Genomic DNA, 14,412 nt, shown 5'->3' with positions numbered 1-14,412 from the left:
CGGCCTTTAGTTTTAGCGGCGACGCAATAAGTCTTGCATCGGGGGGCTATAGACCGTAAAGCGCGCGTGAATTTTTTCACATGGTCTCCCCCGCCCAAAGGTTTGCAAACATGTCCGCACCCGCTGAGAAGCCCGTCAAGAAAGTCGTCCTCGCCTATTCCGGCGGTCTCGACACCTCGATCATCCTGAAGTGGCTGCAGACGGAGTACAACGCCGAGGTGGTCACCTTCACCGCCGACCTCGGTCAGGGTGAGGAGCTGGAACCGGCGCGCAAGAAAGCCGAACTGCTCGGTATCAAGCCGGAGAACATCTTCATCGAAGACCTGCGCGAGGAATTCGTGCGTGACTACGTCTTCCCGATGTTCCGCGCCAATACGGTCTATGAAGGCCAATATTTGCTCGGCACCTCGATCGCCCGTCCGCTGATCGCCAAGAAGCAGATCGAAATCGCCCGCAAGGTCGGCGCCGATGCCGTGTGCCACGGCGCCACGGGCAAGGGCAACGACCAGGTCCGTTTCGAACTCGGCTATTACGGCTTGGAACCCGATATCCGCGTCATCGCGCCCTGGCGTGAATGGGAATTCGCCTCGCGCGAAGCCCTGCTCACCTTCGCCGAACAGCACCAGATCCCCATCGCCAAGGACAAGCGCGGCGATGCGCCCTTCTCGGTCGATGCCAACCTGCTGCACTCGTCCTCCGAAGGCAAGGTGCTGGAAGACCCGGCTGTCGAAGCGCCGGAATTCGTCTATCAGCGCACCATTTCGCCGGAAGCCGCGCCCGACACGCCGACCGTGTTCACCATGGACTTCGAAAAGGGCGACCCGGTTGCCATCAATGGTGAAGCCCTGTCGCCGGCCATGCTCCTGACCAAGCTGAATCAGCTGGGCCATGACAACGGCGTCGGTCGCCTCGACCTCGTCGAAAACCGCTTCGTCGGCATGAAGTCGCGCGGCGTCTATGAAACCCCGGGCGGCACCATCCTTCTGGCGGCGCACCGCGGCATCGAATCCATCACCCTCGATCGGGGCGCCATGCACCTGAAGGACGAGTTGATGCCGAAATATGCCTCGCTCGTTTATAACGGCTTCTGGTTCTCACCGGAGCGCCAGATGTTGCAGGCCGCCATCGATTACAGCCAGGACAAGGTCACCGGCCGCGTCACGGTCAAGCTCTACAAGGGCAATGTCACCGTCATCGGTCGCGAAAGCCCCTATTCGCTGTACGATCAGGATCTGGTCACCTTCGAAGAAGGCAAGGTCGCCTATGACCACCGTGACGCCGCGGGCTTCATCAAGCTCAATGCCCTGCGCCTGCGGGTTGCCGCCAAGCGCGATCAGCGCGGCTGATCCAATCTTTCCGCTATCCTCACAAAGCTCCGCCGCGCAGGCGGAGCTTTTTTATTGCCGCCGGTCTATGGCGCGTCATCCCACATTGACTCTTTGCACCCGTCTCTTCCACCTTACCGGTTCAAACAAGGAAATGCGGCGGCATGGCCACTGAAGGCTTCAATATTCTGATCAACGGCAAGGCCGGCACGGTGCTCAATATGGGCCGTCCAGCTATCGAAATGGCCATAAGCGCCAGCGGCCTTCCGGTGGCTGAGCTGTGCTTTTCCGAACCGGAAGACATGGCGCAAAACCTCAAACGCCTGGCGGCGCAGCCGGAGCGCCTGATCATCGGTGGCGGCGACGGCACCATTCGTGAAACCGCCAAGTCATTGGCCGGCCAAAAAAAGGCATTCGGGGTGCTGCCGTTCGGCACCATGAATTTGCTCGCCATCGATTTGGGATTTTCCTCGCTGCAACAAGCACTTGCGGCCTACGCCGTCGGCACAACCGAACAGACCATGGACGCTGGTTTCGTCAACGGCGAAATCTTTCTATGCTGCGCCAGTTTGGGCACGATGCCGCAGGCCTCTGTCTTTCGCGAAGCCAATCGCCTGACCAACAAGTTCCTGCTCATGCCGAAACTGTTCCTGTTCGTCCTCAACAATATGGACAAGAACAAGCGCTCACGCCTCGTTATCGAAGCCGATGGCAAGATGTCGAAATTCCGCACGCCAGCAGTGGTGATATCCGCCAACCGGTTTGCCGATTCGGAAACGCTCACCGAAAGCAATTTCAAGCGTGTGTCCTTAAGGGGCGGCGAATTGGCTGTGTACATCTCTACGACCAAGACATCGTCGGACCATGTTCGCCTCTTGTGGCGATTGATCTTTGGCCACTGGCTACACGATCGGGACATGACCGAGATGACCGGCAAACGGTTTCGGATTTTCAGCCAGCACCACAAGCCGTTAATTTCAGTCGATGGCGAAGTGATGAAGCTGAAATCACCGCTGGAATTCACATTGAAGCCCGACTTTGTTCATGTGCTGGTGCCGGCCGAAAAGGCACAGGCATGAGCTGGCGGAGCCGGATCGACCGGCTACCGCCGCCGTTGCGGCAGGAATGGCGCGCCCTCCTGCTGTTCGGCGCCATACTGGTGACCGGGGCCTGGCTGTTTTTCGAGGTCATTGAAGAGGTGTTTCTGGAAGACCCCTTGTTCGGTCCCGATAGGGTGACCTATGCCGCCTTGCAGGCCCTGCGCAATCCCCTGCTGGACCGGCTGATGATCGGCATTACAGAATTGGGCGACACCTGGGTGGTGGTCGCGGTGACGGCAGCGGGGGCGGCCTGGCTTATGTACAAGCGCGCCTGGCACACACTGACCTACTGGCTAATGGCGGTTGGCGGCGGTTCCCTTATCAATTCAGCCATTAAGCTGGGCCTGCAACGGGCCCGTCCCGGCGACCTGGACTATGGGGGCGTAAGCGTTTTTTCCTTCCCCAGCGGCCATTCAACCACCAACGCGGTTCTATACGGCATACTCATCATGATAATGGCAAGGGAGCTACCCTTCCGAACCCGCATTCCGATCGTAGCGGGGTTGGTCATCCTCGTCGGCATCATAGCCTTTTCCCGTCTGTACCTGGGTGCTCACTGGCTGTCGGACGTGGCCGGCGGACTGTTCTTCGGGTCGGCGTGGCTGGCCCTGCTCGGTTTGTTTTACATGTGGCGGCCGGCGGAGCCGGTGGAGCCCATCAAGATGATGGCCGTCATAGGCCTGGCCCTGGCGCTCGCGGGCAGTATAAACATCGCCTGCAACTTCGGGACGGATCATGCGCGCTATAGCGAACGATCCGCTCCTGCCGCCATCCCTGCCCCAACCCATAGCGAAAGCCAGACGTGAAGATCGCCCATATCTCAGACCTGCATTTCGGCAGCCACGATGACGCGATCATGCGCGCCTTGCTGGCGCACATCACCTCGGCACAGGTTGATCTGGTTATTGCCAGCGGCGACGTCACCCAGTCGGCCGCCGAAGAGGAGTTCGTGCAATGCCGCGCCTTTTTCGATGCCTTGCCCGTGCCGGTGTTCGTCATCCCCGGAAATCACGACCTGCCCGGCATGGATCTGGCGCGCTTCATCAATCCATTCGCCCGTTACAAACGCCACCTCACCCGTGATCTCAATCCCGAACTGGCAACATCCTTGGTGCATATCAAGGGGATCAATACGGCACGCCGCATCCTGCCGCACTGGAATTGGGCCAACGGCGCCGTCAGCGCACGGCAACGCCGCGATATTGCCGAGAGCTTCGCCGACAGCCCCGCGCCGTGGCGTCTGTTCGTGCTGCATCATCCTTTGATGAGCCCAAAGGAATTTCCGCTTGATATCACCGTCTTCAATTCGGCAGAACTGCTCAAAACCATTGCCGATCAGAACATAGATATCGTCCTGGCCGGTCATCAGCACCATGCCTATATCGAGACGCGCCAGTCGGATGTGCATAAGACCCTGTTCGTCAGCGCCTCCACAGCCATGTCCACCCGCATCCGCCGTCAACCCCAGGGCTTCAACATCCTGCATTTCAGTGACCGCACGGTTCGCATCGACCTGCTGCGGTACGACAACGGACAATTCACCACCTTTGAGGCGATAACCCACACCAAGCCGTAAAAAATGTGGTAAGCGCCGCCGCATGTCTGCCGTCGTCGATCTCAATAAGTATTATGCCTTCCTGGCCGCCATGTTTCTCATGGCGATTTCGCCGGGACCGGCCAACATGTTCTTCGTGCGTATAGGGCTGGCGCGGTCATACCGGCGGGTATTTCTGGGCGTAATCGGGGTCAATCTGGCTACGCTGGTGTGGTTTATTGCTGCGGCCTTCGGTCTTCAGGTCATCATGATCACCGTACCCCTGCTCTTTCAGATTATCGCGATCGGTGGCGGTGTCTATCTGGCGTGGATCAGCCTGAAAAGCCTGTACTCGGCTTTCGACCTACGCAACGAAAAGGTCAGCTTTTCCCTCAGTGAACCCGCCGACCCCAACAGCCCTCTATGGAGCACGTTCCGTGACGGCTTTATGGTGCAGTTGCTGAACCCGAAAGTGACCCTGTTCTTCACCGCCGTTCTCCCACCATTTCTCGATATTCATCGCGCCATGCCGGCCCAGATGGCGGTTTTCGCCGTTACATCCATCAGTATGGATATACTGTCCATGACCAGTTATGGGCTAGGTGCCGTTACGCTGTCGCACCTGCTCACCAACCCGAAAAACAAGCAGAGATTTGACATTGCCGTCAGCCTGATCCTGCTCAGTATTGCCGGGGTAATCATCTGGCATTCCCTGACAGACCTGTTCCATATCTGACCAGGCTGGCCCTTACGGTGGCAATATTCCCGGCTTACAAATGCCACATTGACGCCTCATCTTGACAGGTTAATACTCTGGTAAAGTTCCGTACCCGTGGGGAGTTACATCATGAAACGCCTGAACCGTCCGTTGGCCCTTGCCCTCCTGGCCGCCGCCAGCCTGACCGTATTGTCGGCCTGCGCCACGCCTACTCCGTATCAGCCCGCCATGGCCACGGGCGCTACCCGTGACCGCGGCTATTCGGAAACCCGCCTGGAAGAAAACCGCTATCGCCTGAAATTCTCAGGCAATGATATGACGGGTCGGGATACGGTTGAAAATTACCTTCTGTACCGGGCGGCTGAATTGACGCTTAGCTCCGGTTTTGACTGGTTCGAAATCGTATCGCGCGGCACCGATGAAAAGCGCCGTACGGTGACCTATAACGATCCGTTCTATGACGGCCTGTCGTGGCGTTTCTACGGTCGCAACCGTTGGAGCCGCTGGGGTGCTTGGGGGTCTGACTTCGGCATGGATACCTTCGAATATACCCGTTACGAAGCGGTCGCTGAAATCGTCATGCATAAGGGTCCGAAGCCGGACAGCAATCCGGCTGCCTACGACGCCCGCGCTATCCAGTCGAGCCTGGAGCCCCGCATTGTCCGCCCGGCGGCCCCGCGCCAATAGGCCTTGCTCAAACCAATAAAAAGCCCTCCGGTTCGCGCCGGAGGGTTTTTCTTTATCCGCCTGTCTTCATCTACCCGTTTTCTTGGGCCGGATGACTTTCGGCGTCTTGAGCCGACGACGGTTGGTATGGTCGTCTACCTTCTCTATCACCTGGCCTGTGGGGTCGGGCTTCTCGCCCTTGAAATAGAATTTCTGCCAGGCTTCCTTAATGGTTTCCGGATCGCGGCGAACCAGGCTTTCGTTAAATTCCGAACGCGTCTTGGCCCAAGCGTCGAACTGCTTTTTCAGCTCCGTATCGCTTTCCAGCGATTTGATCACCGGCTGGAATTCATCCTGCTTCTTGTGCTCCACGACCTGGATGAAACAGAAGGGCTCACCCTTTTTGAAACTGACCATGCCCGGTCGCGTCATGATCCAGTTCATCGTAAACGGGAAGGGCAGCCAGTCCGTTTCGACAAGCCCAGTCAGCGGTTGGATACCATCCTTGACATGATTGGGAGCGCCGGATGCCAGGACCGCGTAGCCCGGCGGCGTTCGGAACATGTAGCCGGTATGGAAGGTCAGAACGCCATGGGTGAAGTGCGACGACACAAGATGTTCCAGCGCGTAATCAGGATCGGAATCACAGGAAATGACCAGATCGTCCTTACCCTTGTTCCCGTTCCAGATGACGGTGAAATCGACGGGACAGATAATTTCCCAGCCGGTCGTATTGGCCATGACCAGGGGCAGGCACCGGTACGGAAACCGCGCCTGAAACGCATCCATCCAGTCCCGATCGGGCCGTCCCGGCACGATTTCCGGGGGATAGGTGGTCATCACGAAGCATTCCAGTTCCATCTGGCAGTTCCATCCTTATTGCGCTAGACACGACGGCCATGACCGATACGCTCTACACGCCTGAAAAACTGCTCGAAGCCTTAAATGATTTGGGCCTGAAAACAAGCACCCTCTCCCACGAAGCGGTCTTCCGCGTCGGTGAAGGTGACGACATAAAGTCGCAACTGCCCGGCGCCCATACCAAGAACCTGTTTCTCAAGGACGACAAGGGTCAGCTATGGCTGATATCAGCCGAGCAAACCACCCAGATCAATCTGAAGGCCTTGCCCAAAATCATTGGCTCAGGGCGTTTGTCATTCGGATCGGAGGAGCGGCTGCATGCAGCCCTGGGCGTCCGTCCGGGCTCGGTCACCGCGTTGGGTCTGATCAATGATCCGCACCGGCGGGTGAAGTTCATTTTGGATAAAGCCCTGGCCGACGCCGATATCGTCAACTTCCACCCGTTGACCAACACCGCCACCACGTCGCTCAGCCAAGCCGATTTCCGCACCTTTATCGCCTCGCTCGGACGTGATTTGGTAATAATCGATTTCGCGGCGGTCACTTGATTCAATTGAAGCGAAGGCCCACTTGAGCTAAGCCGAATGGCAAAATGTGAGAGGTACCCCATGGCCAGCAACGATCCCAATATCATCGACGGCAACGAACAGACCTTTATGGCCGATGTCATAGAGGAATCGATGACGCGTCCGGTCATCGTCGATTTCTGGGCCACCTGGTGCGGACCGTGCCGCCAGCTTGGTCCGGCGCTTGAAAAGGTGATCGGCGAGCAAAAGGGCAAGGTCAAGTTGGTCAAGATCGACGTGGACAAGAACCAGGCCATCGCCGCGCAACTGCGCATTCAATCCATCCCGACTGTCTATGCCTTCGTCGGCGGGCGCCCTGTCGACGCCTTCATGGGGGCTAAATCGGAAACCGAACTACGCGCCTTTATCGACAAGCTGGGAGTCCCCGAGAGCGGACCATCGCTCGACGAAGCCCTGGCCCTGGCCGCCAAGTCTGTCGAGGACGGCGACATGCCCAGCGCCATGGAGGCCTACGCCTTCGTGTTGGAGCAAGACCCTGAAAACAACAAAGCCGTCGCCGGCATGGCGCGGATTTACCTGAAGCTACAGCAGCCGGACCACGCCAAGGCCATTCTCGACCAGGTGCCCGCCGACAACAAGGATCCGGACATCCTGGGACTGCGTGCCGCGCTGGAACTGGCCGAAGGCGCGCCGACCGACGTGGCCGGCCTGCGGGCCAAGATCGCCCAGAATGACCGCGATTTCGACGCCTGGTACGACCTGGGGCGCGCTCTTGCGGCACAAGGGGAAACGGCTGAAGCGATCAATGCCCTGCTTGAAATCGTCAAGTACGAGCCGGAGTGGAACAATCAGGCCGCCCGCACCTATCTGTTCAAGATTTTTACCGCGCTCGGCAATACGTCCGAGCTGACCAAGGCGGGCCGTCGCCGCCTGTCCTCCATGCTGTTCAGCTAAGGCCTCGCCATGACCGATATCGAAACATATGCCAAGACTGAAATCGAAGTCGATCCGCGCCTGCTTGAGGCCCTGGTTTGCCCGGTAACGCGCCGCCCGCTGACCTACGACAAGGCCGCTCAGGAATTGATCAGCCCGACGGTCGGCCTGGCCTTCCCCATTCGCTCCGGCGTGCCGATCATGCTGGTCGATCAGGCGCGCAAGTTCGATCCCGCTTAGGGCTGGTTAGACCAATTCGCCCCTCAACAGCTTCGGCAGGTCGCCCGTCGCCGCGCCCGCGTCTTCCATGACGAAGGTACGCAAGGCCGGCACACGGTTGAACAGGCCGATGCCGACACCGCGGGCCAATCGCAGCAGCGGATTTCCGTTGGAGAACAGGCGCACGAAACCGTCCATCACCACCGAGGTCGAGACATTGTCGAAACGACGCCATTTGGCATAGCGTTCGAGCACCAGATCGGTGCCGATATCTTCACCCAGACGCGTCGCCTCGATCAGGACTTCAGCCAGCGCGGCCACATCTTTTAGACCGAGATTGAGCCCCTGACCGGCAATCGGATGAATGCCGTGAGCGGAATCCGCCAGCAGGGCCAGGCGTCCTTTGTACATCTCTTCCGCCAGACCAAGCCCGAGTGGATAGATGAATTTTGGCCCGACCAGGGTGATGTTCCCCAGAAACTCGCCGAAGCGGGCCAGCAGATGATCATGGAACAGCTGATCGTCAACCTGCATCAGGGCCTTGGCCTTGGCGTGGGTTTCCGACCACACGATACATGCGCGATTGTTGTTGAGCGGCAGGATGGCGAACGGCCCCGTCGGCAGGAAATGTTCGTAGGCAACGTGATTGTGCGAATGGTCCAGCTGAACCGTGCACACCACAGCGCTTTGATCATATGACCAGTTGATATTCTTGATACCGGCCTTCTCGCGCAGGGTCGATTTGCGGCCTTCGGCCGAAACGATCAGCGGCGCGCGCAGGGTTTCGCCCGTATCGAGATCGAGTTCGGCGAAGGCCCCGTCATCGCGACGTTCGACCACAGTGGTCGGTGTAATCAGGCGTATGTCCTGTCTGGTGACTTCCTCGTACAACGCCTTGCGCACCTGGCGGTTTTCGACCATGTAGCCAAGCGGTTCATCACCGGTGCGATCGGAAATTTCATCCGAAGCGAAGTGCAGGAAGAAGGGCAGCGGTCGGGGTGCGGAGGCGCCGGGCAAATGACCGTCGGTGACAAAGATTTCGTCCATCCGGCAGGCGTGTTTTTCCAGCACATCCCCAACGCCCAAAGCCTTCCATTGCCGGAAACAGGCATAGGCAATGGCCGATGCGCGGCCATCGAAGGAGACATCGAGCATGTCGTCGAACGGCTGGCGTTCGATCAACGCGACCTCAAGTCCGCCAGATTTAAGCGCCAGAGCCAAGGTCATGCCGGCCATGCCAGCACCGACGATAATCACATCATAGGTTTTCATGCCCCTATCATAGCGGCCAGGCGGCAAAGCGCAATGCGGTCAGGTGACGCGGAGATCGGCAACAGGGTTAAAATTTTTACTTAAATCCGGCTGGAAAGCACCCCTTGAGACCGGATCGTAAACAGCTCTTAACCCTTTTCGTGGCATCTGCTGAGGCTCAGCCGAAATTTTATGAAGCCCCGATATCGTACCTATGTCCAGCCTGACCATGACCGTTTGGAACGCCTTTGACACCCACATGCGCGCCATTTGGCAATCCGCCATCATGGCCCGCCTGCGTGGGGCTTTCGTTGCCCTAACAGGTTTCGCCGGGTTCGTGGCGTTGGCAACCTATCACGCCGAAGATCCGAGCTTCAATACGGTCGGTCACGGTCCGATCCGCAATGCCCTGGGGTCATTCGGTGCGATCATCGCCGACATAGGCAATCAATCCATCGGTCTGGCGGCTTGGCCCGCCGCTGCCCTGATGATCTATTTCGGCCTTCAGCGCACCTTCCATCCCGATCCGGACCAGACCCGTGTGAAGCTGCGCCTCCACGCTCTATGGGCCACCCTGTTCGTCTTGGCGCTGGCCGCTGCCATCGCCCCGCTGATGACCTCCCAGGACGCGGTTTTGGGGCAAAGCTGGGGCGGCTTCTGGGGATCGGGGATTCATAACCTGTTGAAATCCCTATTCGACTTCATGCACCTGCCCGGCGCTGTCATTATCGCCAGCGTGATCTGGGGCGGTCTCTCCCTGCTTGGCTTTAACAAGGCTTTGAGCCTGAACATGGGCCATTATCTGCATCTGTCGAGCGCTATCGGCGCCCTGACGCGCAACGCGTTTTCGGGCGTGTCGCTCGGCGGCATGGCGACCGATGCGGGCGAAGCTGTCGCCACAAAGGTCAAGCGCACCCCGAAGGTCAAGCCAGTGGTCGAAGATCCGGCCGATGACATAGCGGAAGACGATGATTTCGCGCCGGCTCCAGCCCCCGCCTTCAGTGCGGGACCGCGTATTTCGCCCAATACAGCCAAGACCGGCGCACTTCCGCCGCTCGATGACGAAATGGCGCCCTACGAAGACCCTGACTTTGTCGACGACATCGCGCCCCTTCCCGTCATGGATATCAAACCGGCCAAACCGGCGCCCCGCGTAGAAGCTGAAAAACAGCCGGTGTTCGAATTCCTCCGGCCCGGCAATTTCCGTCTGCCCGAGCTGTCCATCCTGGCCAAGCCTAAGCCGCGCAGCCACGCCTATGACGAAGATTCACTGCGTCAGAACGCGCGAATGCTGGAAAGCGTCTTGGCCGAATTCGGCGTGCGCGGCGTCATCGACCAGATTCGCCCCGGCCCTGTCGTTACCCTTTACGAATTGGCGCCAGCCGCCGGCGTCAAAGGTGCCCGCGTCGTTGCCCTGGCCGACGATATCGCGCGGAACATGTCGGCCCGGTCCTGCCGCGTATCGATCGTTCAGGGCCGCAACGCCATCGGTATCGAACTGCCGAACCAGAAGCGCGAGACCGTCTATCTGCGCGATCTTCTGGCCTCCAACGAATTCGAGCGCGCCGGTCACATCCTGCCGATGGCCCTGGGCGAAAGCATCGGCGGCGAGCCCTATATCACCGACCTGGCCAAGATGCCCCACCTGCTGATCGCCGGTACGACCGGTTCGGGTAAGTCGGTCGGTGTCAACGCCATGATCCTGTCGATCCTGTACCGTCTCGATCCCGAGCAGTGCAAATTCATCATGATCGATCCGAAGATGCTGGAACTCAGCGTCTATGACGGCATTCCTCACCTGCTGGCCCCGGTCGTCACTGACCCGAAAAAGGCCGTCGTGGCGTTGAAGTGGACGGTCAAGGAGATGGAAGACCGCTATCGCCGTATGTCCAAGATCGGCGTGCGCAATATCGCCAGCTTCAACGAACGCGCCCGCGCAACCGCCGCCGAAGGTAAGAATTTCGTGCGCAAGGTTCAGACCGGCTTCGACGAAACCGGCCAACCCGTCTACGAATTCGATGAAATGGTGCCCGAGCCCATGCCCTATATCGTCGTGATCATCGACGAGGTGGCCGACCTGATGATGGTGGCGGGCAAGGACATTGAAGGCGCGGTCCAGCGTCTGGCCCAGATGGCGCGTGCCGCCGGCATCCACCTGATCATGGCCACCCAGCGTCCGTCGGTCGACGTCATCACCGGCACGATCAAGGCCAACTTCCCGACGCGGATCTCGTTCCAGGTCACGTCGAAGATCGATTCGCGTACCATTCTGGGCGAACAGGGCGCCGAACAGCTGCTCGGCCAGGGCGACATGCTCTTCATGGCCGGCGGCGGCCGTATTACCCGCCTGCATGGTCCCTTCGTATCGGATGAGGAAGTCGAAGCCGTTGCCCAGTTCCTGCGCGATCAGGGCACACCGAACTATCTCGAAGACGTCACCTATGGCGGCGACGAGGAAAGCGGGTCGGATGGCGGCGCGGGCGAAGGCGGCGGGTCCGGCGACGACCTCTACGACAAGGCCGTCTATTACGTCACCTTCGACCGGAAGGCCTCCACCTCCTACATCCAGCGCAAGCTTCAGATCGGCTATAACCGCGCCGCCAGCCTGATGGAAAAAATGGAGCAGGAAGGCGTGGTCGGACCCGCCAACCATGTCGGCAAGCGCGACATCCTGGTCGGTCCACCCGCCGGTCATTAGCGCTTTCCGAAAAGTGTGACGCACTTTTCGGATCAAAAAACGCGTAAAAATAAAAAATTAGAGCGCCGATCTGATGCAATCAGACCGGAGCTCTAACATCGGCAGGGGGCCGGTTTCGTCTAATGTGACGGGTCTATGCCTTCAGATCCACCCGTCCTGAAATCAGCCCTTCGGAGCGCGCGGTAATCTGTATCGCACCCGGCCGGCCGGCCGTTCTTTGTACGATCGCTTGGGCCAGCCCATTAAACGCCTTGCGATAGGTCGCCTTGTCCGGCTCGTGGCTGGTCGGGTTGCCGTTGCCGACGCCGATAACCCGCGCAGGCCCTTCGACATCGAAATGAATCAGATTGTCGGCACGTGGCGCGGCTATGCCCTTGGCATCGAATAGCTCCGCCTTCAGGACGGTGATGTCGTCGATCGTATCGGCGGTCAAAACCACCCGGGCCGCTTCCCCGGCTGTACGGCGTTCGGCCTTCATGACAACCTTCCCGCCCTTGTAGCCATAGGCCGTTATCTGGCCCGGCGCGAACGGTATGCTCCACTCAAGGTGACGGTCCTTCACCACATCCTTGCGGCCGGCCGACTTGCCGTTGACGAACAGCTCCACAGCTTCGCAATTGGAATGCACCCAGACCGGCACGACCTTACCCACGTCCCAGTTCCAGTGCGGAAACAGGTGCAAGACCGGCTTATCCGACCACCAGGCTTGGTAGTACCAGTAATTATCCTTTGGAAATCCGCACAAATCCATGATGCCGAAATGCGAGGTAACCGACGGCCACCAATTGAAAGGCGTCGGCTCCCCACGATAGTCAAAGCCGGTCCAAACAAAGCCGCCAAGCAGGTTCGGCGTGGCGTTATACAGCGGCCACCAATTTTCGGCCGTGTGTCCCCACTTCGGCGCCGTCGTGTCATAGGCCGGCACATAGAGTTTTGTATCCGAGCGTTCATATTCACCGCGCGTGCACAGGGTCGAGGCCGTTTCCGTCGCCACCACCGGCAGGTTGGGAAACTTTTCACGGACGGGCTGCAATCGCGTGACGTAATAGTTAACGCCCAGCACATCCAGCGCTGCAGTGATGCCGAAACCCTGGCCATTGTTCATTGCTGCCGTAATCGGACGCGTCGGATCCAGCCGCTTGACGACCCGCCTCATGTCACGGGCGATTTTCAGCCCGCGGGCCGTACCTTGCTGCGGCTCCTCATTGCCGATCGACCACAGGATGATCGATGGATGATTGCGCCCACGCCGCACGAGGGTTTCCAGTTCGGCCAGCCCTTCCGGCGCTGACGTCATCAGTCGCGTTTCATCGATGACCAGCAAACCCATGCGGTCACACGCATCCAGAACCTCTGGGGTCGCCGGATTATGCGATGACCGATAGGCATTGGAGCCCATGGCCTTCAGTTGCTGCAAGCGCCAGATATGCAGGGCATCAGGAATGGCCGAACCAACGCCGGCGTGATCCTGGTGGTTGTTTGTGCCCTTGATCTTCATCGGTTGGCCATTGAGGAAGAAGCCATCGACCTTGAACACCACCTCACGCACGCCAAACGTACTGGTGAAAACATCCACCACAACGCCCGCCTCGACGATTTCGGTTTTCACCGTGTAGAGATGCGGATCATCCAGCCCCCACAAACGCGGCCGATCGAGCTTGGTCGCCTGATTGATCGTCTGTTCCGTCTGAGCGGTCAGCGCGACAGCTGTTTCCAGCCGGGCTACGATGTGGCCGTCCCGGTCGGTAATCGTGGACACAAGCGTGACCGTCTTGTCCGCATCACTGGCAACCCGGGTTTCGATATCCACGGCGCCCGAAATATCCGATTTTATGTAAACGCCCCACTGCGGCACGTAGGTCCGGTTTGTTTTGACCATTCGCACATGACGATAAATGCCGGCGCCTTCATAGAACCAGCCCTCGCCATACGAGGCATCGACCCGCACCAGCAAAACATTGGGAGTGTCGTCGGTATTTATGAAGTTGCTGATATCGACTTCGAACGGGGTATAACCGCTTTCATGGCGGTTGATGATGTAGCCGTTCAGGAAAACCGTGGAATCGCGAAATACGCCGTCAAATTCCAGTGTCAGGCGTTTTAGTTCGTCGCCGGGGTCAAGCTTGAACACCTTGCGATACCAACCGACGCTGGTTTCGGGAAATTTGCGGCCGACGGGTTTGTAGCCGTGCGCCGCCGCCTCGTCCTCTTCATATTCGCGCCCGCCGGGCACATAGGTTTCGTTGTTGACGAAGGGCAGGTCCACGGCCCAATCGTGCGGCAACTGTACCGCAGTCCAGGTGCTGTCGTCATATTTGACCTCGGACGCCACAACACCCGACAATCCCTGCTTGGCGTGGGTATATTGATAGGCACCATAGCCAAAGTCGCGGGCAATATCGCTGGCGTGGCCAAACGCAAAGCGCCAGTTGTCATCAAATCTGATAATCTGGCGTGGCCCCGTATCTGGGCTGAGCGGCGCCGCTACGGACTCCCCCGACGCAACGACGGCGGGGACAAGCGACAGGGCTGCCGTTCCTTGCAAGAGATGACGACGGTTCAATCCAGTCATGGGGCGCT

General features: G+C 59.0%; 13 protein-coding genes. 10 read left to right on the top strand and 3 right to left on the bottom strand.

Annotation, left to right across the window (positions count from 1 at the left end):
• Window positions 1-110 precede the first annotated feature (110 nt).
• From RCJ00_RS11555 to RCJ00_RS11530, 6 genes are all read left to right on the top strand, one after another.
• Window positions 111-1,346: an argininosuccinate synthase gene (locus RCJ00_RS11555; RefSeq protein WP_316222072.1), complete on the top strand. Its 1,236-nt coding sequence runs from the start codon at window positions 111-113 to the stop codon at window positions 1,344-1,346.
• 143 nt (window positions 1,347-1,489) lie between these two features.
• Window positions 1,490-2,404 (top strand): diacylglycerol/lipid kinase family protein, encoded by a 915-nt coding sequence (locus RCJ00_RS11550; RefSeq protein WP_316222071.1) that lies wholly within the window; start codon window positions 1,490-1,492, stop codon window positions 2,402-2,404.
• Entirely contained in the window at window positions 2,401-3,231 is an 831-nt protein-coding gene (locus RCJ00_RS11545; RefSeq protein WP_316222070.1) for a phosphatase PAP2 family protein, read from the top strand. Before RCJ00_RS11550 ends, RCJ00_RS11545 begins: the two co-directional genes overlap by 4 nt.
• Window positions 3,228-4,001 (top strand): metallophosphoesterase family protein, encoded by a 774-nt coding sequence (locus RCJ00_RS11540; protein WP_316222069.1) that lies wholly within the window; start codon window positions 3,228-3,230, stop codon window positions 3,999-4,001. The genes RCJ00_RS11545 and RCJ00_RS11540 overlap by 4 nt, the downstream gene beginning before the upstream one ends.
• Window positions 4,002-4,023: 22 nt before the next feature.
• Complete coding sequence (locus tag RCJ00_RS11535; RefSeq protein ID WP_316222068.1) at window positions 4,024-4,695, top strand: LysE family translocator; 672 nt, start codon at window positions 4,024-4,026, stop codon at window positions 4,693-4,695.
• Between the two features lie 111 nt (window positions 4,696-4,806).
• Window positions 4,807-5,364 (top strand): CC0125/CC1285 family lipoprotein, encoded by a 558-nt coding sequence (locus RCJ00_RS11530; RefSeq protein ID WP_316222067.1) that lies wholly within the window; start codon window positions 4,807-4,809, stop codon window positions 5,362-5,364.
• A 66-nt stretch (window positions 5,365-5,430) separates the two neighbouring features.
• Here the strand turns inward: RCJ00_RS11530 and RCJ00_RS11525 are convergent, their stop codons facing one another.
• Window positions 5,431-6,204: a DUF6065 family protein gene (locus RCJ00_RS11525; protein WP_316222066.1), complete on the bottom strand. Its 774-nt coding sequence runs from the start codon at window positions 6,202-6,204 to the stop codon at window positions 5,431-5,433.
• Between the two features lie 38 nt (window positions 6,205-6,242).
• Here RCJ00_RS11525 and RCJ00_RS11520 point away from each other — a divergent pair, with 38 nt between their 5' ends.
• The 3 genes from RCJ00_RS11520 to RCJ00_RS11510 are packed head-to-tail and all read left to right on the top strand — an operon-like array spanning window position 6,243 to window position 7,904.
• Window positions 6,243-6,752, top strand: coding sequence for a prolyl-tRNA synthetase associated domain-containing protein (locus RCJ00_RS11520; protein WP_316222065.1), 510 nt, complete (start codon window positions 6,243-6,245; stop codon window positions 6,750-6,752).
• A gap of 60 nt (window positions 6,753-6,812) precedes the next feature.
• The gene (trxA, locus tag RCJ00_RS11515; RefSeq protein ID WP_316222064.1) at window positions 6,813-7,685 is read left to right on the top strand and encodes a thioredoxin; all 873 of its coding nucleotides are present in this window, start codon (window positions 6,813-6,815) and stop codon (window positions 7,683-7,685) included.
• A gap of 9 nt (window positions 7,686-7,694) precedes the next feature.
• Complete coding sequence (locus RCJ00_RS11510; RefSeq protein WP_316222063.1) at window positions 7,695-7,904, top strand: Trm112 family protein; 210 nt, start codon at window positions 7,695-7,697, stop codon at window positions 7,902-7,904.
• Between the two features lie 6 nt (window positions 7,905-7,910).
• On the opposite strand, the gene RCJ00_RS11505 is transcribed toward RCJ00_RS11510, so the two are convergent.
• Window positions 7,911-9,155 (bottom strand): UbiH/UbiF/VisC/COQ6 family ubiquinone biosynthesis hydroxylase, encoded by a 1,245-nt coding sequence (locus RCJ00_RS11505; protein WP_316222061.1) that lies wholly within the window; start codon window positions 9,153-9,155, stop codon window positions 7,911-7,913.
• A gap of 193 nt (window positions 9,156-9,348) precedes the next feature.
• Here RCJ00_RS11505 and RCJ00_RS11500 point away from each other — a divergent pair, with 193 nt between their 5' ends.
• Entirely contained in the window at window positions 9,349-11,832 is a 2,484-nt protein-coding gene (locus RCJ00_RS11500) for an FtsK/SpoIIIE family DNA translocase (RefSeq protein WP_316222060.1), read from the top strand.
• Between the two features lie 133 nt (window positions 11,833-11,965).
• Here the strand turns inward: RCJ00_RS11500 and galA are convergent, their stop codons facing one another.
• The gene (gene galA, locus RCJ00_RS11495; protein ID WP_316222059.1) at window positions 11,966-14,404 is read right to left on the bottom strand and encodes a beta-galactosidase GalA; all 2,439 of its coding nucleotides are present in this window, start codon (window positions 14,402-14,404) and stop codon (window positions 11,966-11,968) included.
• Window positions 14,405-14,412: the final 8 nt, after the last annotated feature.

Source organism: Asticcacaulis aquihabitans, from assembly GCF_032490435.1.
Taxonomy (GTDB): Bacteria; Pseudomonadota; Alphaproteobacteria; order Caulobacterales; family Caulobacteraceae; genus Asticcacaulis.
This window is presented reverse-complemented; position numbering and strand designations above follow the sequence as displayed.

Coding starts and splice junctions, on each gene's coding strand:
- RCJ00_RS11555 (WP_316222072.1), top strand. CDS start 111: ATGTCCGCACCCGCTGAGAAGCCCGTCAAGAAAGTCGTCCTCGCCTAT.
- RCJ00_RS11550 (WP_316222071.1), top strand. CDS start 1,490: ATGGCCACTGAAGGCTTCAATATTCTGATCAACGGCAAGGCCGGCACG.
- RCJ00_RS11545 (WP_316222070.1), top strand. CDS start 2,401: ATGAGCTGGCGGAGCCGGATCGACCGGCTACCGCCGCCGTTGCGGCAG.
- RCJ00_RS11535 (WP_316222068.1), top strand. CDS start 4,024: ATGTCTGCCGTCGTCGATCTCAATAAGTATTATGCCTTCCTGGCCGCC.
- RCJ00_RS11530 (WP_316222067.1), top strand. CDS start 4,807: ATGAAACGCCTGAACCGTCCGTTGGCCCTTGCCCTCCTGGCCGCCGCC.
- RCJ00_RS11525 (WP_316222066.1), bottom strand. CDS start 6,204: ATGGAACTGGAATGCTTCGTGATGACCACCTATCCCCCGGAAATCGTG.
- RCJ00_RS11520 (WP_316222065.1), top strand. CDS start 6,243: ATGACCGATACGCTCTACACGCCTGAAAAACTGCTCGAAGCCTTAAAT.
- trxA (WP_316222064.1), top strand. CDS start 6,813: ATGGCCAGCAACGATCCCAATATCATCGACGGCAACGAACAGACCTTT.
- RCJ00_RS11510 (WP_316222063.1), top strand. CDS start 7,695: ATGACCGATATCGAAACATATGCCAAGACTGAAATCGAAGTCGATCCG.
- RCJ00_RS11505 (WP_316222061.1), bottom strand. CDS start 9,155: ATGAAAACCTATGATGTGATTATCGTCGGTGCTGGCATGGCCGGCATG.
- RCJ00_RS11500 (WP_316222060.1), top strand. CDS start 9,349: ATGTCCAGCCTGACCATGACCGTTTGGAACGCCTTTGACACCCACATG.
- galA (WP_316222059.1), bottom strand. CDS start 14,404: ATGACTGGATTGAACCGTCGTCATCTCTTGCAAGGAACGGCAGCCCTG.